This is a genomic window from Bacillus sp. 22475, from assembly GCF_052044835.1.
Classification (GTDB): Bacteria; Bacillota; Bacilli; order Bacillales; family Bacillaceae_G; genus Bacillus_A; species Bacillus_A cereus.
Map to the genome: position 1 here is coordinate 150,903 of NZ_JBQENW010000004.1, position 26,333 is coordinate 177,235.

The following is a 26,333-nucleotide window of genomic DNA, read 5'->3' on the forward strand; positions in this document are numbered from 1 at the left end:
CCGCACCATCCATTTTTATGACTAGGTACTAACAGTAGTATATAATCATTAAAAGTAGAATGCAACAAAAATTTTTGTTGACTCCCTTTAATCGAGCTTCTCTCCTTGGAACACACCTGTCCCATCAAGATACGTACGCAAGGCAGCGTACTGATCATTGTGCCAAAATGCTTCTGAATCTACTAGTATCGCCGCATCTTGCCTTGCTGTTTCTAACGCTCGATAATCGTGTACCATGTCAGCAACCTTAAATTCTGGTAAGCCACTTTGCTTACTCCCAAAGAAATCTCCAGGACCTCGTAATTCTAAATCTTTTTCTGACAATACAAATCCATCATTTGTTTCAGTCATTATGCGCATTCTTTCTTTTCCTGTTTCTGATTTAGGGTCTGCTATTAATAAACAATATGATTGTTCACTACCACGCCCGACACGCCCTCTAAGCTGATGAAGCTGCGATAAACCGAAACGTTCTGCATCATAAATAACCATCACAGTCGCATTCGGTACGTTCACACCCACCTCAACAACCGTTGTCGATACAAGAATTTGCACTTTATTTTCACTAAACTGGCCCATTATCTCTTCTTTTTCCTGAGACGATAATCTCCCATGCATCAATCCAACTTGGCATTTCCCTTGGTAATGATGCGTCAGCATACTATGTAAGTCGATAGCATTTTGCACATCAAGTTTCTCAGATTCTTCAATTAGAGGACAAATAACGTATGCCTGTCTTCCTTTTTTTATTTCCTTCTCAACAAAACCGAGGACGCGATCTAACATATCATGTTTTGCCCAGTATGTTTCAATCACCTTTCTACCTGCTGGCATCTCATCGATTATCGAAACATCCATCTCTCCAAATGCAGTAATTGCAAGCGTACGCGGAATTGGTGTCGCTGTCATAAATAATACATCTGGACTTTCACCTTTCTCCCGTAAAACTCGGCGCTGCGCTACACCAAATCGATGCTGTTCATCTGTAATAACGAGACCCAACCTATGAAATATAACTTCATCTTGAATTAAAGCGTGCGTTCCAACAAGAATATCTATTTCTCCTTGTTCTAACTTCGCTAAAATTTCTCGGCGTCTTGCACCTTTAACAGAACTTGTTAGCAGTTCCACCTTCATACCAAAATGCGAAAACGTTTCAGCAAGCGACTGATAATGTTGCTCAGCTAAAATTTCTGTAGGAACCATTAAAGCACCTTGATAATGAGCTAATTTCGATGCATAAAGGCCAATCGCAGCAACAACTGTTTTCCCAGAACCAACGTCACCTTGTAATAGTCGGTTCATCCGATAAGGAGATGTCATATCTTTTAAAATTTCATCTACAACTCGGCGCTGCGCACCAGTTAACGGGAACGGCAGTGCATCGATAAATTCTTGTAATTCTACTGACGGAATCTCTTTCTTCGTCCCTTTTGAATTTTCCCTCTCCATTTTCCTCAGTGTTTGCATTTTCAGCTGAAATAAGAAAAATTCCTCATATACAAAACGGCGACGCGCTTGCTTTAAATCCTCCTGTCCTACCGGAAAATGCAAAGCCTTAAGTGCTTCATATCTTGGTAATAATTTATACCGGCCTAACAAACCATCCGGTAACACTTCGACTATAGAATCTCCATATTCCTTTAACGCTTGAGCAATAAAACGACGCATCTGTTTTACTGTAAGTTTCCCCTTTACTGAGTAAACAGGCTCCACTTCTTGTTGACGTACAACTGGCCCAAAATGAAGTTCTGATACAGCAATTGTTTGACGATGTTGATCCCATTTACCAGTAATCGTTACCGTTTCATCTAACGTTAATTTTTGCTTATAGTAAGGCCTATTAAAACATACCGCCGTAATTAAATAACGACCGACGAGAACACGAACTGTTAGACGCGATTTCTTCTTACCATAATATTGCAGCAAAGGAGCACTATGAACCTTCCCTTCAACCGTTACACGTTCATCATGCTTTACTTCAGCAAGATCTTTCATCGCATAATCTTCATAACGGTACGGAAAATGTTCTAATAGATGAGAAACTGTATAAATCCCCATCTCATGTAGTAACTCAGATGTTTCTCCTCCGATCCCCTTTACATCCGTAACAGGAACTTGTACAACATCATTCAAGATTCTCACACCCCGTCACATTATTTTCTTTATTGCATTTTATTTGAGTACCAATTAGCATCTGTAATCGCTCTCTTTCACCTTATATATTCTATCATAGGCATTCTAAGAGAAACTACTCAAATCCCTTATATAAAACAAGTAAAAAAGAGCCTCACTATTAGCAGCAAGGCTCTTTTCTCTCTTCAATATGCTAGCCTTTTGAATAAAAACTAGTAATAAACTTCATATTACTACTTCTTATCCATTAGCAAGTAAGTAATCCATTTATTTTCAAAACAAATCTTATCTTATTCTACAGAGAAGATGAAAGAATACACTGGTTGGTTTCCAGCATGCACTTCTACTTCTGCATCTTCAAATTTCTCTTCTACAAATTCAACTAACTCCGCTACTTCTTCGTCAGTTGCATCTTCACCTTGTAGAATCGTTACGATTTCAGAATCTTCATCAATAAGCGCTTCTAGTAATTGCTTCGCAGCTCCTACTTTTTCAGCATTTGTAGATACAATTTTTCCATCTGCAATACACATGAAGTCATCTTTTTGAATTGCTACACCATCAATTTCCGTATCACGTACAGCATACGTAATTTGACCTGTTTTCACATGAGATAAAGCTTCTTGCATGTTTTCTTCATTCTCTTCTAACGTTCCAACTGGGTTAAATGCTAACATTGCTGCCATACCTTGAGGAACTGTTTTCGAACGAACAACAATAACTTCTTGATCTACAACTGATGCCGCTTGTTCTGCTGCCATTACAATATTTCCGTTATTCGGTAAAATAATGATTTTTTCAGCATTTGCTTCTTCAATTGCCTTCACGATATCCTCCGTACTTGGATTCATCGTTTGACCACCTTCGATAACTTTCGTTGCGCCGATGCTCTCAAATAAAGTTTTAATACCAGACCCCATTGCCACAGTTACGATACCATATGGTTGTTTTTCTTTCGATTGAGCTGGTTGTTCAGGAACCATAGCAGGTTCATCTAATAAAGCAGTATGCTGTTCACGCATATTTTCTACTTTAATCTTAATTAAACTACCGTATTTTTGCCCGTAGTTCATAGCGTCTCCAGGATGTTCTGCGTGGATATGAACTTTTACAATTTCATCATCAGACACAACTAGTAGAGAATCACCATGTACACTAATATCTTCACGGAATTTTTGTTCAGAGAAATTATGCTCTTTAACCTTTTCAGCCTCTAATTTCACCATGAACTCCGTACAATATCCATACTTAATATCTTCTGTACTCAATTGGCTTTGTACACTACGGTGATGTTCTGCGCGTACCATCTCATTCATAGATGTTTGCGTCGGTGCATCAGAAGAAATCGTTTCTCCTTTTAAGTCAGCTAAAAATCCTTCGTATACCACTACAAGACCTTTACCACCGCTATCTACAACGCCAACTTGTTTTAATACAGGTAATAAATCTGGCGTACGATTTAACGATGCGTTTGCTTCTTTCACAACGTCTTCCATAAACAAAACAAAGTCGCGCTGTTTTTTCGCAACTGTTACTGCATATTTAGCCGTTTCTCTTGCAACCGTTAAAATCGTTCCTTCAATCGGTTTCATAACCGCTTTATAAGCCGCCTCTACTCCAGCTTCTAGTGCTGCAGCAAAATCAACTGTTGTTAATTCTTCTTTTTGTTCAATGGATTTAGAGAAACCACGGAACAACTGAGATAGAATAACTCCAGAGTTACCACGAGCTCCCATTAATAATCCTTTGGCTAAACTTACGCCGACTTTACCAGCATGCTGTGAAGGATTTGCTTTCACTTCACGCGCACCTGAAGTCATAGATAAGTTCATGTTTGTACCGGTATCGCCATCTGGAACTGGAAATACGTTTAATGCATCAACAAGCTGAACATTATTTGTTAAATTATTCGCTCCTTGCATGATCATTTGTGATAAACGTTTTCCATCAATTTTTTGAATTGACACAGATTTTCCTCCTTAATGCACATTACAAGTTTATTACTTTAACTCCTTGTACGTAGATGTTTACAGAATCTACTGCTAGTCCTACAGTTTGATCTAATGTATATTTCACTTTCGTCTGCACATTATGTGCCACTTCTGAAATTTTCGTACCATAGCTCACAATAATATACATATCAATATGTACTTCATCTTCATCTTTACGAACAATAACACCTCTAGTGAAGTTTTCTTTTCGTAAAATGTCTGTTAATCCATCTTTTAACTGATTTTTTGATGCCATACCTACGATACCGTAGCAATCTACCGCGGCACCTCCAGCAATTGTTGCAATTACATCTGTACTAATATCAATTTGACCGTACTTCGTTTTAATTTCAATTGACATCTCGTTTCCCCCTTCATAAATGGTGAAAGTGAGCTAGACTACTTTAGTTACTATCATATAATCTTTTTAAAGAAAATTCCATCGTTCTTTCTTTTCACTCTCATATTTTATGTTTTAAATTACACTTTTTTATGATGAGCAAAATAGTCCATTGTTATTATACAACATGTACCACTATAATATGTCAAGCAATTTTTATGGATTTTAACTTTTCTTCATTGACATATAGTGTCAAGTAAATTTTCTTGATTTCTTTTTTCTACGGTGTTGCATTCTCTTTTTAGTTGTGTTAAATTATAGTAGTGTTTTTAGCATCGCATAAAAGACTAACATTGAAAAATTACGTATGGTAAGGTATCAAGGGAGGGAAATATAAATGGCTCGTGTTTGTGCTATTACTGGAAGAAAAGCTCGTTCTGGTAACTCTCGTTCTCACGCAATGAACGCTACAAAACGTAAGTGGGGCGCTAACCTTCAAAAAGTTCGCGTACGCATCGACGGAAAAGTTCAACGTGTTTACGTTTCTGCTAGAGCATTAAAATCTGGCAAAATCGAACGTGTTTAATAATAAAAAAAAGAGCCGATAGGCTCTTTTTTTACTATAACAATGGAAAAAGCACCGGTGATAGGTGCTTTTTTTAATCTTTTTTGAAGGTATTTAACATTGCACGAACAATTCCACCAAGAAATTTAGGTAACTTAATTGTATAAAATCTCATGGTTTCCCTCCTAATCCCCATTACTCCACTTGGTCACTATATGATGTAAGGAGCAAAATTGTTTCTTCAATCAGTGCTTCTTATCAACATTAATATGCCAGAAGTAAATGAAAAAGTACCTTTTTCCTCAACGAGTTCGTTACTAATACAAAGTGTTGATCCCCACTCTATTGTTTTATTAGTAAGAGGGTACTTAAAACCAAACAATGTAATCCCTTCCACTATTTCAGTAACTGGTACAAAAGATACATAAGGAAAATTTTTATTTTCTTCAATTATATGTGTACCCACTTTTTTAACTGTTATTTCATTTTTATTGTCCACAATACACATTTCTATCTCTACTTCTAACCCTTTTAAAAGCATTTGTATATTTGCCAAACCGTGATCAAGTCTTCCACCGGTAGCACCAAAAATACGAATTAGTGCCGGCTTCTGTCCTAATGCCCAGTTGATTGCAATTTCTAAATCCGTTTGATCTTTTTCCCGCGGAACAATATGTAATTCGTTCGTTTGCTGTCCCATCCATACTAATTCTTCTTCAGTAACTGAATCGTAATCTCCAAACGCAACAGCCGGGGTAATCCCTTTCTTTAATAGACGGTATACTCCCCTATCAACCGCAGCCCACACTACTTCCTCATTCTCATATCGAGCAAAATCTGCGCAATATTCCGAAGGTCCTCCTGCCAAAATATGAATAATCATTTTTTCTTCCCCTTCCATTGTAAAAAGGCAATCTGCCATTCGGTAGATTGCCTTTTTACATATTTTTACCCTATCCTATGAATACCTTACTAGGATAAAAGTTCATCACTACCCACGAATTACGCGAATTGCTTCACCGCGGTCTTTTTGATTGTATACTGCTGATCCAGCTACAAGTACATTTGCTCCTGCTTCCACACAAAGTCTTGCTGTTTCAGCATTTACACCACCATCAACTTCAATTTCTACTTCTAGATTGCGCTCTTTCACCATGTCTGCAACTTGTTTAATTTTCGGTAATACAGAATGGATAAACTTCTGTCCACCAAATCCAGGGTTTACTGTCATAAGTAATACCATATCTATATCTTCTAATACATGCTCAATCACTGAAACTGGCGTATGTGGATTTAATACAACGCCCGCTTTAATACCGTGAGATTTAATTAACTGAATTGTACGATGCAGATGTGGACACGCCTCTACGTGAACAGTAATAATATCCGCTCCCGCTTCTGCGAAAGTCGGGATATAGTTATCAGGATTTTCAATCATTAAATGTACATCTAATGGTAATGATGTAATTGGACGGATAGCTTCTACAATTAATGGTCCAATCGTAATATTTGGTACGAAATGTCCATCCATTACGTCAACGTGAATGTAATCCGCTCCACCCTTTTCTACATCTTTAATCTCTTCCCCTAATTTTGAAAAATCTGCTGATAAAATCGATGGTGCAATTTTAATCATAACTAATACCTCGGCTTTCTCTCTCTAATTTCTTCTACGAATTGTTTATAGTTCTTATAGCGATATTCTGTAATCTTCCCTTCTTCAACCGCAGCTTTCACAGCACATTTCGGTTCAGAAAGATGTGTACACCCTCTAAATTTACAGTATTGGCTCGCTTCTTTCAACTCTGGAAAACAATATGTAAGATCTTCTACTTCTATATCAATGAAATCTAGTGAACTAAAACCCGGTGTATCTGCTACTAGTCCACTCCCAATTGCAATTAATTCTACGTGTCTTGTCGTATGCTTCCCGCGTCCTAAATGGGAGGAAATATCATTTGTTTTCAGCTCTAATTCTGGACGTAGCACATTAAGCATTGAAGATTTCCCAACACCAGATTGACCCGCAACAACAGAAACACAATTTTCTAAGTATGGTTTTAATATATCAATACTTTCTGACATATTAATAGAAGTAAATAAAACATCATAACCCATCTCACGATAATCATTCGCATAAGCTTCAACAGTTGCTTTCATCTTTTCATCTACTAAATCCATCTTGCTAATACAAATAATTGGCTTAATGTTATGATATTCAATCAGCACTAAAAATCGATCTAACAGTCCAGGATTAAAATCTGGTTCTACTGCAGAGAACACAAGGATCGCTTGATCGACATTAGCAATAGGAGGTCTAACAAGTTCATTTTTTCGATCAAACACTTCAAGCACATAACCTTCAGTTGGATTATCTGCCTGAAAAACAACTTGGTCTCCTACAAGTGGTGTAATTTTATTTTTTCTAAATACACCTCGCCCACGACATTGCGTAACCCCTTCTTCATGCTGCACGTAATAAAACCCACTTAAAGCTTTTATAATTTTTCCTTCTGGCATAGAATTCTCCTTTTTTGTATAAGGTGATGCTGAATTTAAAAATGAATGGATTTAAATTTTCCAAATAACGATTTCAAAACCTACCATATATACTTTCGCTAATATACATTAAATTTCCCATTAAATGCAAAAAAACATTTACAGCTGCATCACTTTACTAGCTTTTTGAATCATATATTTTTGCCTGCTATACCGTCCACTTTGTAGACAGCATAACAGGCAATAATAATAAGTAGACTTTCACTATTATTGAGTTGGATATGGTACTTCTTTATCAATAATCGTTACTCCATCTCGTACAATTTTATAGTGTCCCTTTGAACCTTCTTGAATTACAAATTCTAAAGAAATAGTCGCTGATTCAGTAATTGTTCTCGTTTCAACCGGTCTATCCATTTTTTGCTGCATGTCTTCTTTATAAATTTCTATTGTTTGCGGCTTTTTTTCACCTGTTACAGCAGGCTCATATGGGATAGAGATATTGTCCACTTTTACCGTTTTAGTCACTTTAGGCTTTTGACCATCAGAGATAATAATAGTTACTTTATCTCCCTCTTTTAATGGTGTACCTGGTTTTGGAAATTGCGAAATTACAAGTCCTTTTTCGACTGAATCTGAGTACTCTCGTTTTATATCTGACGTTAGTTTTCTCTCATTCAAATAACCAGTTACACTATTTTCAGTCCACCCCGAAAAGTCACCTGGTCTAATTTGATAAGGACCTTTACTTACCCAGATTTTCAGTTCTTGCTCCGCTTCTATAACCATTTGATCAGGCGTCGGAATTTGCTCTACAATTTCACCTTTCGGCTTATCATTTTCAATATAATTTACTGTAACTTGTTTATATTTTTCTTCTAACTCAGCTTTTACACTCTCAAAGTTTTGCCCTGTGAAATTCGCCATCTTACTTTTCTTTTTTCCACCTGATTGATAGATAGTAATTTTAGCGTTTTCTTTTACGACTCTTCCTGCTACAGGTTCCGTTTTTATTACATCCCCAACTTCAACATCATCTGTATATACAATATTAGGCTCCGTCACCTCAAAGCCCTTTTCTACTAACGTATTTACAGCTGTCGTGTATTTCATACCAGCCACATCAGGAACTTTCACATCTTTCGGAATAAATAATCCTGGAATAACCGTAAGCGCTAATGTTATTCCTATTGCTAAAAATAAAAATGTTGAAATTAAAACTTTAAGCCACTTGTTACTCCGTTTTTTCTTCTTATCTAACTCAGCTGCTTCTGCTCTTATCGGTTCTTCCACCTTACTCCCTTTTAAAACAATCGTTTCATCACTTACATTTTCAAATAATTGTTCTTGTTGAATAATCGGAATCGCTTTCGTCGCTTCCATATCTTCTGGTATGTAAAATGGTTGCTCATTTATCCTCTCTGGATATAGCGCAGTTTCAATATCTCGCTTCATCGCATTGGCAGATTGATATCGATGGAAAGGATCTTTTGCAGTTGCCTTTAATATAATATTTTCAACACTTTGCGGAATATTTTCATTCCATCTTTTTGGTGATGGGATTTCACTTTGTAAATGTTTTAAAGCTATAGCAACAGCAGATTCGCCAGAAAACGGTTGTCTTCCTGTTAACAATTCAAACATAACTATTCCAAGAGAATAAATATCCGATTGTTTATTTGCTATCCCGCCACGTGCCTGTTCTGGTGATAAATAATGGACTGAACCCAGTACTGAATTTGTATGTGTAATTGTTGTTGCACTTGTAGCTGTCGCAATTCCAAAATCTGTTACTTTTATTATTCCATCAGCTCGAATTAAAATATTGTGCGGCTTTATATCACGATGCACAATTTCAAAATGATGGGCGTGTGCCATGGCGGATGTTAACTGCTCCATAATATCAAGAGCTTCTCCTATAGGTAACATACCTCGCTCAATTATGTATTGCTTCAATGTTTGCCCGGGTACATATTCCATGACAAGATAATATATACCATCTTCTTCTCCGACATCATACATATTCACAATATTTGGATGCGACAACGTTGTAACAGACTGCGCTTCTCGATGGAAACGTTTAATAAACTCTTCGTTATTTGAGTAGTCGAGTCTTAATATTTTTACCGCTACATCTCGGCCAAGTATATCATCATGAGCTAAATATACATTGGCCATTCCGCCACCACCAATCATTTTCAGCAGCTTATAACGGTCATTTAAGCGTTTTCCAATCAGCACGTTGCACTTCACCTACTTTCGTTTGTCGAACCCGCATAATCAATAAGAACAAGTGTGATATTATCTTCTCCACCGCGATCATTCGCCAATTGAATGAGACGCTGCCCTTTACCTTCAAGCTGTTCATTTAACTGTAAAATTTGTTGCATATCATCAATAGAAACTTTGTTTGATAACCCATCAGAGCAAAGAAGTAATTGATCATCTTCCTCAAGCACCAACGTTTTAACATCTAATCCAACTTTTTCTTCTGTTCCTAGCGCTCTTAATAACACATTCTTTTTCGGATGATACTCTGCATCTTCCTTTGAAATTTCACCATGTCTCACAAGCTCATTTACAAGCGAATGATCTTCCGTTACAAGCGTCATTTCTCCTTCTGATACCATATAGCAACGACTATCTCCTATATGCCCTATCGTCACAAAACTTGGTGTACAAACAGCTATTATAAGCGTTGTTCCCATACCATTACATTCTACATTTTGCTGAGCGTATTCATATATGCGCTCATTAATAATCCCAACACTAGTATGTAACCATTGTTCTACTTTTTTCGGTTCATTCATATTATGCGTTTGCTTCCAATAATCATGGAATAATTGAATGGCCATCGAGCTAGCTACATCACCAGCTCGATGACCTCCCATTCCATCTGCTACTACCGCTAAAACATTTCCATCTAAATTGTGAAAAACTCCTGCACTATCTTCATTATGTTGACGAACTTTTCCTTTATCCGATAGAAATACGGCTTTCATCTCGTCACCTCGTCTCTTCTTTGCGCTCCTTCGCACGCAACTGACCGCAGGCTGCGTCAATATCATGACCTTGTTCACGGCGAATCGTTACATTCACTCCACGATCTTTTAACGTTTTCTCGAACAAGAAAATTTGCTCACGTGGTGTACGTACATAATCACGTTCAGGTACGTAGTTTACCGGGATTAAGTTTACATGACATTTTACACCTTTTAAGAGCGCAGCAAGCTCTTCAGCGTGCTCAACTTGGTCATTTTCTCCTCCAAATAATCCATATTCAAAAGTAATACGGCGCCCTGTTCTATTTACATAGTATTTAATAGCTTCCATTAAATCCGGTAATTTATAAGCACGGTTAATCGGCATTAATTTTGAACGTAATTCTGAGTTTGGAGCATGCAATGAAATCGCAAAATTAATTTGTAGTTCTTCTTCAGCAAACTTATAAATTTTCGGGATAATTCCACTCGTCGAAACAGTCATATGTCTAGCACCAATATGAAGTCCTTTTTCATGGTTAGTGATGCGTAAGAATCCCATTAAATTATCGTAATTATCAAATGGTTCTCCAATTCCCATAACAACAAGAGAACTTACACGTTCTTCTGTTTCATCAAGCGCACGCTGAACTTCTACTACTTGCGCTACGATTTCTCCAGCTTCTAGGTTTCGTTTTAGTCCACCAAGTGTCGAAGCACAGAACGTACATCCAATACGACAACCAACTTGCGTTGTTACACAAATGGAATTTCCATATTCATGTCGCATTAATACCGTTTCAATAGAATATCCGTCATATAATTGGAATAAGAATTTAATCGTTCCATCTGAAGACGTTTGTTTTACTAACGTGTTTAAAGTAGTAATATCAAAGGAATTCGACAATTTATCACGCAATCCTTTAGAAAGGTTTGACATATCCTCATAATTTTTTACACGTTTTTTATATAGCCAGTCAAAAATTTGTCCAGCGCGGAACTTCGGTTCTCCTTGTTCCTTTAACCAATCTTGCATTTCATGAAGTTGTAAAGAGTAAATTGATGGTTTCTTCGTTTCTACATTTTTCTTTTGTTTTCTTACAGTTGTTTCCATGATGCTACACCTTCTTCCTTAAACAAGCAATATAAAAGCCATCCGTTGCAAAATAATGCGGTAAAATTTGTACTTGACCTTCATTAATATACGGACTTAATTTTTCTGGCATACGTTCTTTTATCGTAGTATCCCATTCAAATTCAGGATGTTCTTTTAAAAATTTATCTATTACTTGTTCATTTTCTATTTTCTCAATTGTGCACGTACTATAAACAAGACGACCGCCTTGTTTTAATAATGGTGCTATTTTTTCTAGTATCGCAAGTTGAATCGTCGATAATCTTTCACTATCGCCTTTATCTTTTCCTAACTTAATATCAGGCTTACGTCTAATTACACCAAATCCAGAACACGGTGCATCTACCAATATTTTATCAAACGTTTCATTTGCAAAGTGCTCTTGCACTTTTCTAGCATCTAGCGCTTTTGTTTCGACATTTTCTAGACCAAGTCGCTCTGCTTGCTGTTTAATTAAACGTACTTTGTGTGCATGTAAATCAAGGGACATTACTTTACCAGTTCCCTTTAAACGCTCTGCTATATGCGTAGTTTTACCACCAGGAGCCGCACAACTATCAAGAACTGTCTCTCCCTCATTTGGTTCTAAAGCGCGTGCTACAAGCATAGAACTTTCATCTTGAATAGAAAGAAATCCTTTTTTAAACGCTTCTGTATGCGCTACATTTCCTCTTTCAATCTGAATTGCATCATCTGACAAGTCACCACGTTTTGCTTCTATACCTTCACTTGCCAACAACTCAATCGCTTCTTCTACCGTTACCTTATCAACATTCACACGTGCTGTTGGTACAGGTGGTAACATGTTTACTTCGCACATTTTCTCTGCAGTTTCTAAGCCATATGCAGAAGTCCACTCTTGTACAAGCCAAACTGGATGACTCGTCGCAATTGCAAGACGTTCTACTGGATCCTTGATTTCATCTACAGAAGGCACACCTTCTCTCTGAATCGAACGTAATACACCGTTCACCATACCAGCAATTCCTTTATGCCCGCGACGCTTTGCAATCTCAACCGCTTCATGAATAGCCGCTCTTTCTGGCACTCGGTCTAAATAAATCATTTGATATAAAGATAAGCGAAGCAATACTCTTACCCACGCCTCAACCTTCTTTTTTAAAAAAGGCTGTAAATAATAATCTAATGTGTCACGACGTTGAATCGTTCCATATACAATTTCAGTTAATAAACCAATATCTTTTCTATCAATTGCACTTTTTTCAATTAGATTATTTAAAAGTAAGTTGCTATATGCACCACTTTTTTCCACTTGAATTAAACCATCAAGAGCTAATTCACGAACATTTTGTCTCATGCATTTTCTCCTAACTTCGTTCCAATTTCAGGTTTTGTTCCACGTAAAAATTGTGAACAACTCATACGCTTTTTACCAGAAGGTTGCAATTCAGTAATTTTAACACCTGTTTCATTACTAGTTGCTACAACAAAACCATCTTCTTCGATTGCAACAATCGTACCTGCTTCAGCCGGTTCAGTTACAGGCACTTTTTCTCCCCACCATACTTTAACAACTTGTCCTGCTAAAGTTGTATAAGCAACTGGCCATGGATTCAATCCGCGAATGTGATTGTATACTTCTTCACCTGTTTTTGTCCAATCAATTTTCTCTTGTTCACGTTTTATATTGTACGCAAACGTTACTTCTTCTTCGTTTTGTTTAATCGGTTCTAACTTACCTTGAATTAATAAAGGTACTGTTTTAGATAGAAGGTGTGCTCCGGCTTCACTTAATTTATCAAATAATGAGCCTGTCGTTTCACGCTCTTCAATTTCCACTTCCACTTGCGTTAAGATATCACCAGCATCCAATTTTTCTACCATATACATAATTGTAATACCAGTTTTTTCTTTACCTTCCATAATGGCATAATGAATTGGTGCACCACCACGAAGTTCAGGAAGTAAAGAAGCGTGGACATTAATACATCCATACTTCGGTGCTTCTAAAATTTCATTTGGTACAATCTGACCAAATGCAGCTGTTACAATTAAATCTGGCTCTAATGCCAATACTTTTTCATATTCATCTTTTTCACGAATTTTTAACGGCTGTAACACAGGGATACCATGTTTTTCCGCTTCAACTTTAACAGGTGTAGGTGTTAATACTTTTTTTCTACCTACCGGACGATCAGGTTGCGTCACAACACCTACTACCTCATAGCCATCTTCAATAAGACGACGAAGCACCGGCACTGAAAAGTCCGGTGTTCCCATAAACACTACTTTTATCATTTAAAAACCGCTCCTTTTAACACCTATTCTAGTTCGTTTTCTTCATAATATCTTGTCACTTTCGATGTAAATAAAACACCGTGTAAATGATCGATTTCATGTTGAATTGCACGCGCTAAAAATCCTTCCGCTTCTAATAAAAATACTTTCCCACGGCGATTTTGCGCTCTTACTTTAATATAATCGGCACGTTCTACTTCACCATAAAGTCCCGGGAAGCTTAAACAGCCTTCGGGACCTACTTGTTCACCACGTTTTTCTAATATTGATGGATTGATTAACTCGATTTTCCCAGTATCATCATCGACATCAACAACCGCTACTTGCAAGCTTACACCTACTTGAGGCGCAGCTAAACCGACTCCGTCCGCAATTAACATTGTTTCATGCATATCTTTCAACAATTTCACTAACTTTTTATCAAAGTTAATTACTCTTTCGCATGGTGTTTCTAACACTTCATTTGGATGCTTTATTATTTCTAAAACTGCCATATTTCCCTCCGCTACATTAACATTGTTGGATTAAAATCAATTGAGATTTGTAGCTCTTTTTGCATTTCTGCTTGATAATGTTCATTTACCATTTTGAGCACGTTCTTTAAGTTTGGTTCCCGTTTGTATTTTATCATGCATTGATAACGATATCTATCTTTTATCCTTGGAATTGCTGAAGCAACTGGTCCTAATACCATTGTTTGCTGTGAGCAATGCGTTCGTAAATACGAGGCAATTTTTTCCGTCACTTGCACCGCTTTTAATAATTCTGGATGAGATACGGTTATGAGTACAACATAGTAATATGGGGGATATTGTCTTGTTCGCCTCATTTGCATTTCTTGGTCAAAAAACACATCATATTGTTGGTTCTTCGCTAACTCTATACTGTAATGTTCTGGCGTATACGTTTGAATCACAACTTCCCCTGGCAATTCATGTCTACCCGCTCGTCCACTTACTTGCGTCAATAACTGATATGTCTTTTCACTTGCTCGAAAATCAGGTAAGTGAAGCATCGTATCTGCAGTTAAAACCCCAACAAGCGTTACTTTCGGAAAATCTAATCCTTTAGCAATCATTTGTGTTCCAAGTAATATATCTGCTTTTTCTTCCCCAAACGCCTTTAATAATTTTTCATGCATTCCTTTTCGACTTGTCGTATCTACATCCATTCGAATGACTCGCGCCTCTGGAAATAGTTTTGTAATTTCTTCTTCTACCTTTTGTGTACCTGTACCAAAGAAACGAATGTATGTACTTTGACAAGCAGGACACTCAGTTGGCATATTTTCTTCGTAACTACAATAATGACATTTTAAACGATGATTCATTTTATGATATGTCAATGAAATATCACAATGCGGACATTGTACAACATACCCACAATCACGGCACATAACAAATGTAGAATGACCTCTTCTATTTAAAAAGAGTACCATCTGTTCTTTCTTTTCTAATCGATCTGCTATTTTTTCATGCAGCACCTTAGAAAACATTGATCGATTCCCGTCACGAAGTTCTTCTCGCATGTCAACAATCTCTACCGTTGGTAAAGCTTGTTCATTCATACGTTTTTCCATTGTTAGTAGTTCATAAACACCTTTTTTCGCCCTTGCAAACGATTCAAGTGTTGGTGTCGCACTACCAAGAACGATAGGACATTTATGATATTGCCCTCTCCAGACAGCTACATCTCTTGCATGATACCTCGGATTATCTTCTTGTTTGTAACTTGATTCATGCTCTTCATCAATAATAATAATCCCTAAATTCTCAAAAGGCGCAAAAACGGCTGAACGCGCACCAACTACAACTTTCACTTCTTTTCTTAAAATCTTACGCCACTCGTCATACTTTTCTCCAACAGACAACGCACTATGAAGAACTGCAACTTGCGAGCCAAACCTACCTTTAAAACGATCCACCATTTGGGGCGTTAGTGCAATTTCAGGAACAAGAACGATGGCTTCTTTTCCTTTCTCGAGCACTGCTGCTATAGATTGTAAATATACTTCTGTCTTTCCACTTCCTGTAACACCATATAGTAAAAATGGATTATAAGTTTCATTTGTAATTGATGATAAAATCGGTGTAATAACTTGTTTTTGTTCCTCCGTAAGTGGAAATGGTTTCGTTTGTTCAAAATGATCATCGTCATACGGATTTCGGTATACTTCCACATACTTTTCTGAAATGAAGCCCTTTTTAACAAGTGCTTTTATTGGAGCATCTGTTATTTGTAACTCTTCTGTAATGATTTTCAACGGTACACTTTTATAATTTTCCACAAAATAATAAAGTACATCTTGTTGTTTTTTACTTTTCAGTTCAAATGCCGCTAATTCCAATTTATCTTCTGGCAACTCCGGCTGAACAACTCTTTGCTTCTTCTTTTGTACTTTATCTTTCACTTGATAAACGACTTCAACCGTACCATTTTTAATTTCTTGTTGAATAGTCCGGTATAAATGTGGCTGCTGCTCGATTACTTCAAAATCAATTGCTTCTTTATCCTGAAATAAATATAGTATTTCAGGTGCTATTTCTTCCTGCTTACAAATTTGTAGACGTTTTTTATACGTTGCTTTTATCGCAGTTGGAAGCATCACTTGAAAAGCTGAAATCATGTAGCATAACGTTTCACTTGTAAGCCAATATCCAAGCTTTAATAATTCATCATTTAAAACCGGTGTTACATCTAATATTTCATGGATTGTCTTTAACTTATTACTTTCTACATCCACCGAATCTTTAATCCCAATAATAAAACCTTGCAATTTCCTTGGCCCAAACGGAACTACTACACGCATTCCTGTCTGTACAATATCTTCCCATTTTTCAGGGATAATGTAATCAAATGGTCGATCTGTCTGACGCGCAGGTACATCAACAATTACACTTGCAAATTTCATAAACGATCATCTTCTAACATCATTTCAATTTGCTTTAATATTTCACGAGCTACCTCTTTTTTCAGTAAAAGTGGTAACTCAATAACTTTTCCATCTTTTCTATACATTGTTACAATATTCGTATCCGTGCCAAATCCAGCTCCTTGCGCTTTTACATCATTCGCGACAATCATATCTGCATTTTTCTCACGTAGTTTTTTCGTTGCATATTCCTCTACATTTGTCGTTTCAGCAGCAAAACCGATAAGTAACTGTTTATCCTTTTTCTGACCTAACGTTTTTAAAATATCCACCGTTCTTTCGAGTTCAATGACAGCATCACCATTTTGCTTTTTCATTTTATTATCATGAACATATTTTGGACGATAATCTGCAACTGCTGCTGTTTTAATGACAACGTCTACGTTTTGATAATGTTGAAGAACTGCTTCTAACATATCTTGTGCAGATTCCACTTGCACTGTCGTTACATGTAACGGTGGATTTAATGCTGTCGGTCCTGAAACGAGTATAACATCAGCGCCTAAATTCGCCGCCACTTCTGCAATCGCATACCCCATTTTTCCAGAAGAAAAATTCGTCATAAAACGAACTGGATCAACTTTTTCACGTGTTGGGCCAGCAGTTATTAATATTCTTTTTCCCTGCAATGGTTTGTGTTCTGAGAAAGCTTCCTCTAACCGTGCAATAATCGCTTCAGGTTCTTCTAGTCGTCCCTTCGCTACATATCCACATGCTAAAAAGCCTTCCCCAGGCTCAATAAATGTATATCCTAGCGTTTTCAATGTCATCATATTTTTTTGAACAATTTTATTTTCATACATATGCACATTCATAGCAGGCGCAATCCATACCGGGGCTGTAGTAGCTAACAGAGTAGTTGTAATCATATCATCTGCAATACCACCAGCTAACTTTCCAATACAATTGGCAGTAGCAGGTGCGACAAGTACAACATCCGCCCAATCTGCTAAATCAATATGAGCAATAACAGCCGAGTCTTTCTCATCAAACGTATCCGTATATACATCATGGCGAGAAAGCGCTTGGAATGTAAGAGGCGTAACAAACTTCATTGCCGACTCACTCATCATTACTTTTACAATCGCGCCAGATTGTGTCAATTTACTCGTTAACGCAGCTGCTTTAAAAACCGCAATGCCTCCTGTTACACATAGAAGTATCTTTTTCCCTTTTAGCATATGACTCGTCCTCTTTCTTTTTCAAACTTATAATACTGAAATAGAATTCCCAGCTCGTCAGTACCAATATTTCATTCCTTTCGTAAAAAAATAACAACCTACTTGTAAATAGGTTGTTACCGTTACATAGAAAATTATAAAGTCTATGTTTTATTTTGTCGAAGGCAAAGGCTTATTCAGCTACTTTATCTTCACTTGGTACGTAGCTTAATGCTTCTGCATCGATTTCTTCTAATGCTTTACCTACACATTTATGAGAAACAGGTTGCTCTACAACACAGTTATTAGCAAGTTGCATTTCACGTGCGCGTTTTGCAGCCACTGTTACTAATGTGTACTTAGAATCGATTTTTTGTAGTAATGAGTCAATTGATGGATTTAACATAATTATAGACCCTCCGTCATTTCTTTATAATATTTTGCTACCCTTTCGCGGCGGCAATGTTCGCCAACCACAATTGCTTTAATTCTATCACAAGCTAATTCAACTTGATCGTTTTCTACTACATAGTCGTAAGCGTCCATCATCTCGATTTCTTCTTTCGCTACAGTTAAACGATTTTCAATAACATCTTCAGTCTCTGTACCACGTCCGACAATACGGCTCTTTAGTTCAGATAAACTTGGAGGTGCTAAGAAAATAAATACACCTTCTGGGAAAGCTTTCTTAACTTGAATTGCTCCTTGCACTTCAATTTCTAAGAATACATCTTTTCCTTCTTGTAATGTTTTTTCAACATAGTCAATTGGTGTTCCGTAATAATTACCTACGAACTCAGCCCACTCAAGTAATCTTTCATTACGAATCATTTCCTCAAATTCTTCTCTTTCTTTAAAGAAATAATCCACACCATCTACTTCACCTTCACGCGGTTTACGTGTCGTTACTGAAATAGAGTACTGAAAACGTGTATCCTCATGGCTAAACAGCTCTTTACGAACCGTTCCTTTTCCAACCCCAGAAGGCCCTGAAAGAACGATGAGCAATCCTCTTCTACTTCTCATAAATATGTAAAACCTACCCTTCCTCACTTAAATCTTCTTTATTATTCAAACGATGTGCAATCGTCTCTGGTTGAATTGGACTTAATACAACATGCCCATCATCCATAACAATAACCGCCCTTGTTTTTCTCCCATACGTAGCATCAAGCAAAGCATTATGTTCGCGTGCTTCTTGTACTGTTCGTTTAATAGGAGCTGACTCCGGACTTACAATAGCAATAATTCGATGAGCAGATACAATATTTCCGTATCCAATATTTAAAAACCGCATGGCCATAGTTTGCGCCTCCTAGTAAGTCTATCCGATTTCTCCACCACGTATAACTTTATATATTTTTTGAAAGCTACTCAATATTTTGTACTTGTTCACGAATTTTTTCAAGGTTATTTTTCATTTCTACAACATATTTTGAAATTGTTAAGTCATTTGCCTTAGAACCAATCGTATTAATTTCTCTATGCATCTCTTGCACGATGAAATCCATTTTCCTTCCAACAGGCTCTTCAATCTGCAATGTTTCACGAAATTGCTCTAAATGACTTTGCAAACGAACTAACTCTTCATGAATATCACAACGCTCTGCAAAGATTGCGACTTCTGTTAGCAATCTTTGTTCATCTAACTCTTGATTATGTAATTCTTTTAAGCGATTTTCTAATCGTTCACGATATTTTTGTGTAACAATTGGTGCATGTGGAATAATTGCATTTACACAATTGCTAATCTCTTGTAAACGATACGCTATATCTTTATGTAATCGTTCTCCTTCGTCATCTCTCATCGTTTTCAACATATGAGCAGCTTGACGAACAGCCTCATATAAACTGTTCTCAAAATGTTCATTTACATTTTCTATTTCTTCAATTGCTGTTACTTCTGGCATTGCCATTAATTGCTCGAGTGTAATAGAATCTTGTAATTGAAACTTTCCTTTTATATCTTCCATCATCGATTGGTACTGCTCAAGAAGTGACCAATTCACACTTAATTTTCTTTCAACAAGTCCTTCACCTGCTATACTAATAGACACTTCAATGCGTCCACGTCGAACTTGCTGTGCAATTATTTTACGAATTTTGTCCTCAAATACCATCATTTGCTTAGGAAGTCGAATACTCATCTCTAAAAAACGGTGGTTCACCGATTTCATTTCTACTGTAATTTGAAAAGTATCACTTTCTACTTTCGATCTTCCAAACCCTGTCATACTAGAAATCATTTTTATCACATCCAAGCCATAAAATAACTCAATGAAAAAGGTAATAGAGACAAGGCTCTACTACCTTCTGTAAATTATATCACATTTTCATAACATTGACTATTTCAAGTTTAATCCCTTCTTATATAACATTGGCTTTTTCTTTTTCGCCTTTTTCCCTGTTAATAAAGAACCTACTAGTAAGAAAGTCGGAATTGATGACAAACCTCCAATTAATAACCAATCTCTTGCTTGTATCGGCATTGTGCTAAAAATCGGTTGTAACGGTGGATAATATATCACCACTAGCATGAGTAGTAATGAAATGATAACCGCCCCTACTAAATACACGTTCCCAAATGGATTACGATGAAAGACAGAATGCTCACTACGACAATCAAATACATGAATAAGCTGAGCAAGTACCAACGTCGCGAACGCTACAGTTTGTGCATATTTCAGTTCATTTGGATGTTGGTTATATGCAATAATAAACGCTACTAACGTCACTGCCCCAATTAAAAAACCTCGACTTATTATTTTCCACGCAAGCCCTCTAGCGAATACCCCTTCTTTCGGGTGGCGCGGCGTTCTCTTCATCACATCTCCTTCAGCCTTATCCAAACCTAATGCCATCGCTGGTAAACCGTCAGTAACTAAGTTCACCCATAAAATTTGAATAGGAACCATCGGCAGGGGTAATGCAAGTAACATCGCAAATAACATAACTAAAATTTCTCCAACATTTGATGCTAATAAATATCGGATGAACTTACGTATGTTCTCGTATATATTTCTTCCTTCTTTAATCGCTGACTTAATTGTAGCAAAATTATCGTCTAGTAAAACAAGTGAAGAGGCTTCTTTTGCAACATCTGTCCCTGTAATCCCCATCGCTATCCCAATATCCGCTGTTTTTATAGCTGGAGCATCGTTCACTCCATCACCTGTCATCGCTACTATATGCCCTTGATTTTGCAGTGCCTTAACAATTTTTAATTTATGTTCAGGTGATACACGAGCGAATACATACGTATCTTCTACAACATTTTCTAATTCCTCCACATCCATATTCGCGAGTTCTACTCCTTCAACAACGCGTCCATCTGGTGGCAAAACTCCTAATTGTTCAGCAATCGCCATTGCTGTCACTTTATGATCACCTGTAATCATTACTGTTCGAATACCAGCTTCTTTACACTCTTTTACCGCCTGCGCCACTTCTGGTCTTGGTGGGTCAATCATACCTTGTATCCCAACCAACATAAAATCTTTTTCAACGTCTCTTTCATGTTCAATAGAATCCGTTATTTTTAAAGGTTTAAACGCAACTGCAATTGTTCGAAGCGCTTGACTACCTAAGCTATGAATAGCAGCCTGTACTTCTTTTCTATATAGCTCACTTAACGGCTGTTGCTTATCCCCCCATAAAATCGTTTGACTCATTTGTAAAAGAACATCCGGTGCTCCCTTCGTAACAATAAACTTTTTCCCCTCTCGATCTCGTACAATAACACTCATCATTTTTCGAGTTGAATCAAATGGAAATTCACGAATAACTTCAAATTTCCCTTTCAATGCCTCACGTGTTATCCCAGCTTTCATTGCTGCAGCTACAAGCGCTCCCTCTGTTGGATCTCCATCTAATACGTACGCCTTTTTCTTTTGAATAATATTTGCATTGTTACATAGTGAACCAAATGTAAGTAGCTGATAAAGTGCTTTTGTCTTAGCTGGATTCACTTCTTTTTCACCTTTCATAAAAGAGCCATTAGGTTCATATCCTTGCCCTGTCACTTTCCACAATTCTCCGCCTGACCACATATGTGTTACCATCATTTTGTTTTGCGTCATTGTTCCCGTTTTATCAGAACATATAACGGAAGCACAACCTAACGTTTCTACGGCTGGTAACTTTCGTACAATTGCTCTCTTTTTTATCATACGCTGTACACCAAGTGATAAAGCTACTGTAACAATTGCTGGCAACCCTTCTGGAATAGCCGCAACAGCCAGAGACACACCAGCTAAAAACATATGATATACTTCATTCCCTTGATACACACCAGCTAATACAACGAGTGCTGTCAAAATAAGAGCCACAATAATTAATATTTTTCCGAGCTGTTCTAACCTTCTTTGCAGTGGTGTTTCCATTTGCTCTGCATTTTGTAACATATTTGCAATTTGCCCCATCGCTGTATTCATACCAGTTGCTACAACGACTCCTGTACCAGATCCTCGCGTAATCATTGTCCCCATAAAAGCCATATTTTTTTGATCACCAATTGCAACATCTTGCCCTTGCAATGCTTCTACCTTCTTTTGTACAGGTACGGACTCCCCTGTCAAAGCAGACTCTTCAATATATAAACTTGATGCTTCAACAAGACGCACATCAGCCCCAATACGATCACCACTGGAAAACTTAATAATATCACCTAAAACAAGTGCTTTAGATGGTGCTTTTACCCACTTTCCATTCCGCATTACAGTAACTTGTGGAGCGGCTAGTTCCTTTAAAGCTTCCAATGATTTTTCAGCTTTTCTTTCTTGAAAAAATCCGAGAATACCATTGATAATAACAATGGCAACAATAGCAATAGAATCAATGTATTCACCTAAAAACGCAGAAACAATTGTTGCTCCAAACAAAACGAGTACCATGAAATCTTTAAACTGTGCTAAAAATACCATTAGTGCAGAAGGCCTTTTTGCTTCTTCTAATTCATTAGTACCAAATTTCTTTACGCGCCCTTCTGCTTCTTTCTCTGTAAGTCCAACCTTTACATTCGTATTCGTTCTTTCTTCCACTTCATGTGCCCGCATTCCATACCAGTTCATCCTGCCATCGACCTCCTGATTCCAGACATACTCTATTGAAAGCTTATTCAGCCTCGTCCAAAAAAATGCTATAATTAACTTTTAGTTAGAAAGGAGTGTTCATTTATGGCATTCGATGGATTATTTACAAGAGCAATTACACATGAAATTGCAAATTCTCTTTACACAGGAAGAATTTCCAAAATATATCAACCTTCAAAGTATGAGATTTTATTACATATTCGAGCAAACGGAAAGAACCAAAAACTAATTCTGTCGTCTCACCCTACATATGCGCGTCTGCACTTAACGAATCAAAACTACGATTCACCAGCAATACCGCCAATGTTTTGTATGCTTCTTCGTAAACATTTAGAAGGTGGGTTTATTGAAAAAATTGAACAAATTGACTTAGAACGTATTATTCAAATTACAGTTCGCAGTCGGAATGAAATTGGAGACGAATCATTAAAAACATTAGTAATCGAAATAATGGGCCGACATAGTAACATTATATTAGTAGATACGAAAACAAACGTTATTTTAGATAGCTTAAAACACATATCTTTAGCGGTAAACCGCCATCGTACTGTATACGCTGGAGCTGAATATATTGCACCACCAGCACAACATAAAATTAACCCACTTCAGATTGAAACAAATGATGAATTTATTAGACCACTTGACTTTCTATCTGGAAACATGGATAAACAGCTTGTCGGCACCTTTACGGGAATATCCCCGTTATTCGCAAAAGAAGTAGTGAGAAAAGCTGGTATGGTAAATGAAAAAGCATTAGCGGATGCATTTTTCTCCATACAAAAACCATTATTAACTCATACATATTCACCAGCGATGACTACTTCAAATGGGAAAGAATTCTTTTATCTTTTCCCTCTTGCACACTTGCAAGGAGAAGATAAGACGTTCTCATCTGTTAGTGAATTGCTTGATCGTTTCTTTTTCGGAAAAGCAGAGCGCGATCGTGTAAAACAACAAGCTCATGATTTAGAACGCTTTATGCAAAATGAAAAAAATAAAAACGAGAAAAAACTCATTAAACTCGAAAAAACACTGCAAGATGCTGGAAAAGCAGATAAATATCAACTATTTGGAGAGCTACTTACAGCTAATATGTACGCTTTGAAAAAAGGCGATAAAGATATTGAGGTCGTTAATTATTACGATGAAAATGGCGGAACTGTAAAAATCACATTAGATCCTTTAAAAACACCATCTGACAATGCACAACGCTATTTCCAAAAGTATCAAAAAGCAAAAAATTCAGTTGTTGTTGTAGAAGAACAAATCGAAAAAACCAATGAAGAAATTCTTTATTTTGATAGCTTACTTCAACAAATGGAAGCTGCTTCTTCAAAAGATATTGAAGAAATTCGTGAGGAATTAGCTGAAGAAGGTTATGTGCGCAATCGCAAAACGAAAAACGCAAAGAAAAAGCCTACTAAGCCAGTATTAGATAAATATTTAGCAAGTGATGGCACAGAGATTTTCGTTGGTAAAAACAATAAACAAAATGATTATTTAACAACGAAGTTTGCCCGCCGTGATGAAATTTGGTTACATACGAAAGACATACCTGGCTCTCACGTTGTCATTCGTTCTTTAGAGCCTGCTGAAGAAACTTTACTAGAAGCTGCCAAAATTGCCGCTTATTACAGTAAAGCGAAAGAGTCTAGCTCTGTACCTGTTGATTTCACTAAAATACGCCATGTGAAAAAACCGAGTGGTGCAAAACTTGGTTTTGTTACGTACGACAATCAGCAAACCGTATATGTAACACCAGATGCTGATATTGTAATGAAATTAAAAGCGTAAATACAAAAATGCGTTGCTTATAAGCAACGCATTTTTTATATTCGTTCACACTAGTTCATATACCCATTTACTAATTCATAACATCTTGCTTTTGTCATCTTATATTTCTCTTCTGAAGCTTCTATACGCCTCATCGTTCCGTTATTTGTATCAGTATCAATTGCTTTAACTTTACTTTCCTTTTCTTTAACCCACGCAATTTGTTTCGTTTTTAACGACTGAAACGCATCAGGTGACATCGTACTTTTTAATGTACTGTAAATTTCATTTAGTTTATTATCCCACAGTTCATAATTTCCTTCTATTTCATTTAATATGTCATTATCTGACGCAACATTTGCATGTGTTTCTTGATTTTCTAGAGCAGCTAACTCATTTAAAACCTTAGTTTTACCTATCGCTGACGAAGTTTCTTTTTTAGGTTGCTTCTCTTCTTTAGATGTAACTTGTGAACTCACACTATTTGCCTTAACCGTTTCTTGATCTTGACTATTATTTTCTCTTGCTACCTTTTCCTGTTTTTGCTCATCTAAATTATATGTAATAACCGATGTTTTTGCATCTACAGCAATTAATCTAGCATTTTCTTTAAAAATATATTTTTTGTCACCACTGTCTTCTTCTTTAACAAAATCAACATTCTTAAAACCTTGAATTTTCAGAAATTCACTAGCTTCTTCCTTCGTAAGTTTTAAATCGCTAGGTATATGCGATGACCATTTATCTATTAACCATTTTCCATCTTTATAAACGAAAATAAATTCCCATATCTCTGCTTCATTTCCCATATCATTTGAAGGTGTGATAGTCTCAATCGTTAAAATATCTTTTTTCTGTGAATATGTTAATCTCATGTTCGGTTTAATATTAGTAGGGAATGGTAACATATCCGTCTCTCTTGATCGATTAAATGTTGCAAGCGACTTAGGAAGCTGATTCTCTACAAACTTTTCTGAAACCAATCCTTTAACTCCTTTTTTAGCTGTCTCTAAATCCCCAGGATTATTTCGGCTCCATCCATTTTCTTTTTCCATCTCACTAAACGCATTTGCTATTCCATCTACACTCTTTCTTACAATCTTTTTCGCTTCTTTTTCTGTCACTTCTGGCGCTTCATCAAGCTGTTCAATCGTTTCATTTACTTGAACTTTGTGTTCACTTGTTTCACACCCCGTTATAACAAGCATACTAGCGGCCAAACAAAATGACATTACTTTACTTAATTTCTTCATACACTCACATTCCTTAACCCAGTTTTTTTCGTTACATCTCTTTACCTATAAAAAACGTAACAATCCCTTATTATACCAATTAACTTAATTTATTTATACAAAAAATATAATATTTAAATTAAAAAGATTTTCGTTTGCGAGTTTATATTATTGTTCAGTCACATAAAAACTTACTGTAAAAATTTTATATATATTTATTTTACATTCGTCTAGTTTTTT

At 36.7% G+C, this 26,333-nt stretch carries 23 protein-coding genes; 2 read left to right on the forward strand and 21 right to left on the reverse strand.

Features of this window, described 5'->3' with window-relative positions; translation table 11 throughout:
- Nucleotides 1–87: 87 nt before the first annotated feature.
- The 3 genes from recG to ACTJJY_RS09295 form a co-directional block, all read right to left on the reverse strand.
- A complete protein-coding gene (gene recG / locus ACTJJY_RS09285; RefSeq protein WP_001000823.1) occupies nt 88–2,136 on the reverse strand; it encodes an ATP-dependent DNA helicase RecG in 2,049 nt (682 codons plus the stop codon).
- Nucleotides 2,137–2,426: 290 nt separating this feature from the next.
- Entirely contained in the window at nt 2,427–4,103 is a 1,677-nt protein-coding gene (locus ACTJJY_RS09290; protein WP_440605412.1) for a DAK2 domain-containing protein, read from the reverse strand.
- A 22-nt stretch (nt 4,104–4,125) separates the two neighbouring features.
- Nucleotides 4,126–4,488 (reverse strand): Asp23/Gls24 family envelope stress response protein, encoded by a 363-nt coding sequence (locus ACTJJY_RS09295; RefSeq protein ID WP_000021109.1) that lies wholly within the window; start codon nt 4,486–4,488, stop codon nt 4,126–4,128.
- A 376-nt stretch (nt 4,489–4,864) separates the two neighbouring features.
- On the opposite strand from ACTJJY_RS09295, the gene rpmB reads away from it, so the two are divergent.
- The gene (rpmB, locus tag ACTJJY_RS09300; RefSeq protein WP_000124776.1) at nt 4,865–5,053 is read left to right on the forward strand and encodes a 50S ribosomal protein L28; all 189 of its coding nucleotides are present in this window, start codon (nt 4,865–4,867) and stop codon (nt 5,051–5,053) included.
- Nucleotides 5,054–5,126: 73 nt separating this feature from the next.
- Here the strand turns inward: rpmB and spoVM are convergent, their stop codons facing one another.
- From spoVM to ACTJJY_RS09385, 17 genes are all read right to left on the reverse strand, one after another.
- Nucleotides 5,127–5,207, reverse strand: coding sequence for a stage V sporulation protein SpoVM (gene spoVM, locus ACTJJY_RS09305; RefSeq protein ID WP_001213599.1), 81 nt, complete (start codon nt 5,205–5,207; stop codon nt 5,127–5,129).
- Between the two features lie 66 nt (nt 5,208–5,273).
- On the reverse strand, nt 5,274–5,954 hold the full coding sequence (locus ACTJJY_RS09310) for a thiamine diphosphokinase (RefSeq protein WP_000752665.1): 681 nt from the start codon (nt 5,952–5,954) through the stop codon (nt 5,274–5,276).
- 69 nt (nt 5,955–6,023) lie between these two features.
- The gene (gene rpe / locus ACTJJY_RS09315) at nt 6,024–6,668 is read right to left on the reverse strand and encodes a ribulose-phosphate 3-epimerase (RefSeq protein ID WP_440605413.1); all 645 of its coding nucleotides are present in this window, start codon (nt 6,666–6,668) and stop codon (nt 6,024–6,026) included.
- Nucleotides 6,669–6,670: 2 nt separating this feature from the next.
- The gene (rsgA, locus tag ACTJJY_RS09320; protein ID WP_325763403.1) at nt 6,671–7,552 is read right to left on the reverse strand and encodes a ribosome small subunit-dependent GTPase A; all 882 of its coding nucleotides are present in this window, start codon (nt 7,550–7,552) and stop codon (nt 6,671–6,673) included.
- 246 nt (nt 7,553–7,798) lie between these two features.
- Complete coding sequence (pknB, locus tag ACTJJY_RS09325; protein WP_000904750.1) at nt 7,799–9,772, reverse strand: Stk1 family PASTA domain-containing Ser/Thr kinase; 1,974 nt, start codon at nt 9,770–9,772, stop codon at nt 7,799–7,801.
- An 8-nt stretch (nt 9,773–9,780) separates the two neighbouring features.
- Nucleotides 9,781–10,533, reverse strand: a complete 753-nt coding sequence (locus ACTJJY_RS09330) for a Stp1/IreP family PP2C-type Ser/Thr phosphatase (RefSeq protein ID WP_000648708.1) — start codon at nt 10,531–10,533, stop codon at nt 9,781–9,783.
- A gap of 4 nt (nt 10,534–10,537) precedes the next feature.
- A complete protein-coding gene (gene rlmN, locus ACTJJY_RS09335; protein ID WP_000450550.1) occupies nt 10,538–11,626 on the reverse strand; it encodes a 23S rRNA (adenine(2503)-C(2))-methyltransferase RlmN in 1,089 nt (362 codons plus the stop codon).
- A gap of 4 nt (nt 11,627–11,630) precedes the next feature.
- On the reverse strand, nt 11,631–12,965 hold the full coding sequence (gene rsmB, locus ACTJJY_RS09340) for a 16S rRNA (cytosine(967)-C(5))-methyltransferase RsmB (protein ID WP_440605414.1): 1,335 nt from the start codon (nt 12,963–12,965) through the stop codon (nt 11,631–11,633).
- A complete protein-coding gene (fmt, locus tag ACTJJY_RS09345) occupies nt 12,962–13,906 on the reverse strand; it encodes a methionyl-tRNA formyltransferase (RefSeq protein ID WP_000598805.1) in 945 nt (314 codons plus the stop codon). Before fmt ends, rsmB begins: the two co-directional genes overlap by 4 nt.
- 23 nt (nt 13,907–13,929) lie before the next feature.
- On the reverse strand, nt 13,930–14,400 hold the full coding sequence (def, locus tag ACTJJY_RS09350; RefSeq protein ID WP_000279455.1) for a peptide deformylase: 471 nt from the start codon (nt 14,398–14,400) through the stop codon (nt 13,930–13,932).
- Between the two features lie 11 nt (nt 14,401–14,411).
- Entirely contained in the window at nt 14,412–16,817 is a 2,406-nt protein-coding gene (priA, locus tag ACTJJY_RS09355) for a primosomal protein N' (protein WP_440605415.1), read from the reverse strand.
- A complete protein-coding gene (gene coaBC / locus ACTJJY_RS09360; protein ID WP_000911748.1) occupies nt 16,814–18,019 on the reverse strand; it encodes a bifunctional phosphopantothenoylcysteine decarboxylase/phosphopantothenate--cysteine ligase CoaBC in 1,206 nt (401 codons plus the stop codon). Before coaBC ends, priA begins: the two co-directional genes overlap by 4 nt.
- A gap of 172 nt (nt 18,020–18,191) precedes the next feature.
- Nucleotides 18,192–18,404: a DNA-directed RNA polymerase subunit omega gene (gene rpoZ, locus ACTJJY_RS09365; RefSeq protein ID WP_000933961.1), complete on the reverse strand. Its 213-nt coding sequence runs from the start codon at nt 18,402–18,404 to the stop codon at nt 18,192–18,194.
- Between the two features lie 2 nt (nt 18,405–18,406).
- A complete protein-coding gene (gmk, locus tag ACTJJY_RS09370; protein WP_001257742.1) occupies nt 18,407–19,024 on the reverse strand; it encodes a guanylate kinase in 618 nt (205 codons plus the stop codon).
- A gap of 13 nt (nt 19,025–19,037) precedes the next feature.
- Nucleotides 19,038–19,301, reverse strand: coding sequence for an extracellular matrix/biofilm regulator RemA (gene remA, locus ACTJJY_RS09375; protein WP_001251456.1), 264 nt, complete (start codon nt 19,299–19,301; stop codon nt 19,038–19,040).
- 67 nt (nt 19,302–19,368) lie between these two features.
- A complete protein-coding gene (locus ACTJJY_RS09380; RefSeq protein ID WP_000625865.1) occupies nt 19,369–20,244 on the reverse strand; it encodes a YicC/YloC family endoribonuclease in 876 nt (291 codons plus the stop codon).
- 99 nt (nt 20,245–20,343) lie between these two features.
- Nucleotides 20,344–23,067 (reverse strand): calcium-translocating P-type ATPase, SERCA-type, encoded by a 2,724-nt coding sequence (locus tag ACTJJY_RS09385; RefSeq protein ID WP_001104774.1) that lies wholly within the window; start codon nt 23,065–23,067, stop codon nt 20,344–20,346.
- 105 nt (nt 23,068–23,172) lie between these two features.
- Between ACTJJY_RS09385 and ACTJJY_RS09390 the strand changes: the two genes are divergently transcribed.
- Entirely contained in the window at nt 23,173–24,882 is a 1,710-nt protein-coding gene (locus tag ACTJJY_RS09390) for an Rqc2 family fibronectin-binding protein (RefSeq protein WP_440605416.1), read from the forward strand.
- A 50-nt stretch (nt 24,883–24,932) separates the two neighbouring features.
- Here the strand turns inward: ACTJJY_RS09390 and ACTJJY_RS09395 are convergent, their stop codons facing one another.
- Nucleotides 24,933–26,114: a lysozyme inhibitor LprI family protein gene (locus ACTJJY_RS09395; protein WP_440605417.1), complete on the reverse strand. Its 1,182-nt coding sequence runs from the start codon at nt 26,112–26,114 to the stop codon at nt 24,933–24,935.
- Nucleotides 26,115–26,333 lie beyond the last annotated feature (219 nt).

Coding starts and splice junctions, on each gene's coding strand:
- ACTJJY_RS09295 (WP_000021109.1), bottom strand. CDS start 4,488: ATGTCAATTGAAATTAAAACGAAGTACGGTCAAATTGATATTAGTACA.
- rpmB (WP_000124776.1), top strand. CDS start 4,865: ATGGCTCGTGTTTGTGCTATTACTGGAAGAAAAGCTCGTTCTGGTAAC.
- spoVM (WP_001213599.1), bottom strand. CDS start 5,207: ATGAGATTTTATACAATTAAGTTACCTAAATTTCTTGGTGGAATTGTT.
- ACTJJY_RS09310 (WP_000752665.1), bottom strand. CDS start 5,954: ATGGCAGATTGCCTTTTTACAATGGAAGGGGAAGAAAAAATGATTATT.
- rpe (WP_440605413.1), bottom strand. CDS start 6,668: ATGATTAAAATTGCACCATCGATTTTATCAGCAGATTTTTCAAAATTA.
- rsgA (WP_325763403.1), bottom strand. CDS start 7,552: ATGCCAGAAGGAAAAATTATAAAAGCTTTAAGTGGGTTTTATTACGTG.
- ACTJJY_RS09330 (WP_000648708.1), bottom strand. CDS start 10,533: ATGAAAGCCGTATTTCTATCGGATAAAGGAAAAGTTCGTCAACATAAT.
- rlmN (WP_000450550.1), bottom strand. CDS start 11,626: ATGGAAACAACTGTAAGAAAACAAAAGAAAAATGTAGAAACGAAGAAA.
- rsmB (WP_440605414.1), bottom strand. CDS start 12,965: ATGAGACAAAATGTTCGTGAATTAGCTCTTGATGGTTTAATTCAAGTG.
- fmt (WP_000598805.1), bottom strand. CDS start 13,906: ATGATAAAAGTAGTGTTTATGGGAACACCGGACTTTTCAGTGCCGGTG.
- def (WP_000279455.1), bottom strand. CDS start 14,400: ATGGCAGTTTTAGAAATAATAAAGCATCCAAATGAAGTGTTAGAAACA.
- priA (WP_440605415.1), bottom strand. CDS start 16,817: ATGAAATTTGCAAGTGTAATTGTTGATGTACCTGCGCGTCAGACAGAT.
- coaBC (WP_000911748.1), bottom strand. CDS start 18,019: ATGCTAAAAGGGAAAAAGATACTTCTATGTGTAACAGGAGGCATTGCG.
- rpoZ (WP_000933961.1), bottom strand. CDS start 18,404: ATGTTAAATCCATCAATTGACTCATTACTACAAAAAATCGATTCTAAG.
- gmk (WP_001257742.1), bottom strand. CDS start 19,024: ATGAGAAGTAGAAGAGGATTGCTCATCGTTCTTTCAGGGCCTTCTGGG.
- remA (WP_001251456.1), bottom strand. CDS start 19,301: ATGGCCATGCGGTTTTTAAATATTGGATACGGAAATATTGTATCTGCT.
- ACTJJY_RS09380 (WP_000625865.1), bottom strand. CDS start 20,244: ATGATTTCTAGTATGACAGGGTTTGGAAGATCGAAAGTAGAAAGTGAT.
- ACTJJY_RS09385 (WP_001104774.1), bottom strand. CDS start 23,067: ATGAACTGGTATGGAATGCGGGCACATGAAGTGGAAGAAAGAACGAAT.
- ACTJJY_RS09390 (WP_440605416.1), top strand. CDS start 23,173: ATGGCATTCGATGGATTATTTACAAGAGCAATTACACATGAAATTGCA.
- ACTJJY_RS09395 (WP_440605417.1), bottom strand. CDS start 26,114: ATGAAGAAATTAAGTAAAGTAATGTCATTTTGTTTGGCCGCTAGTATG.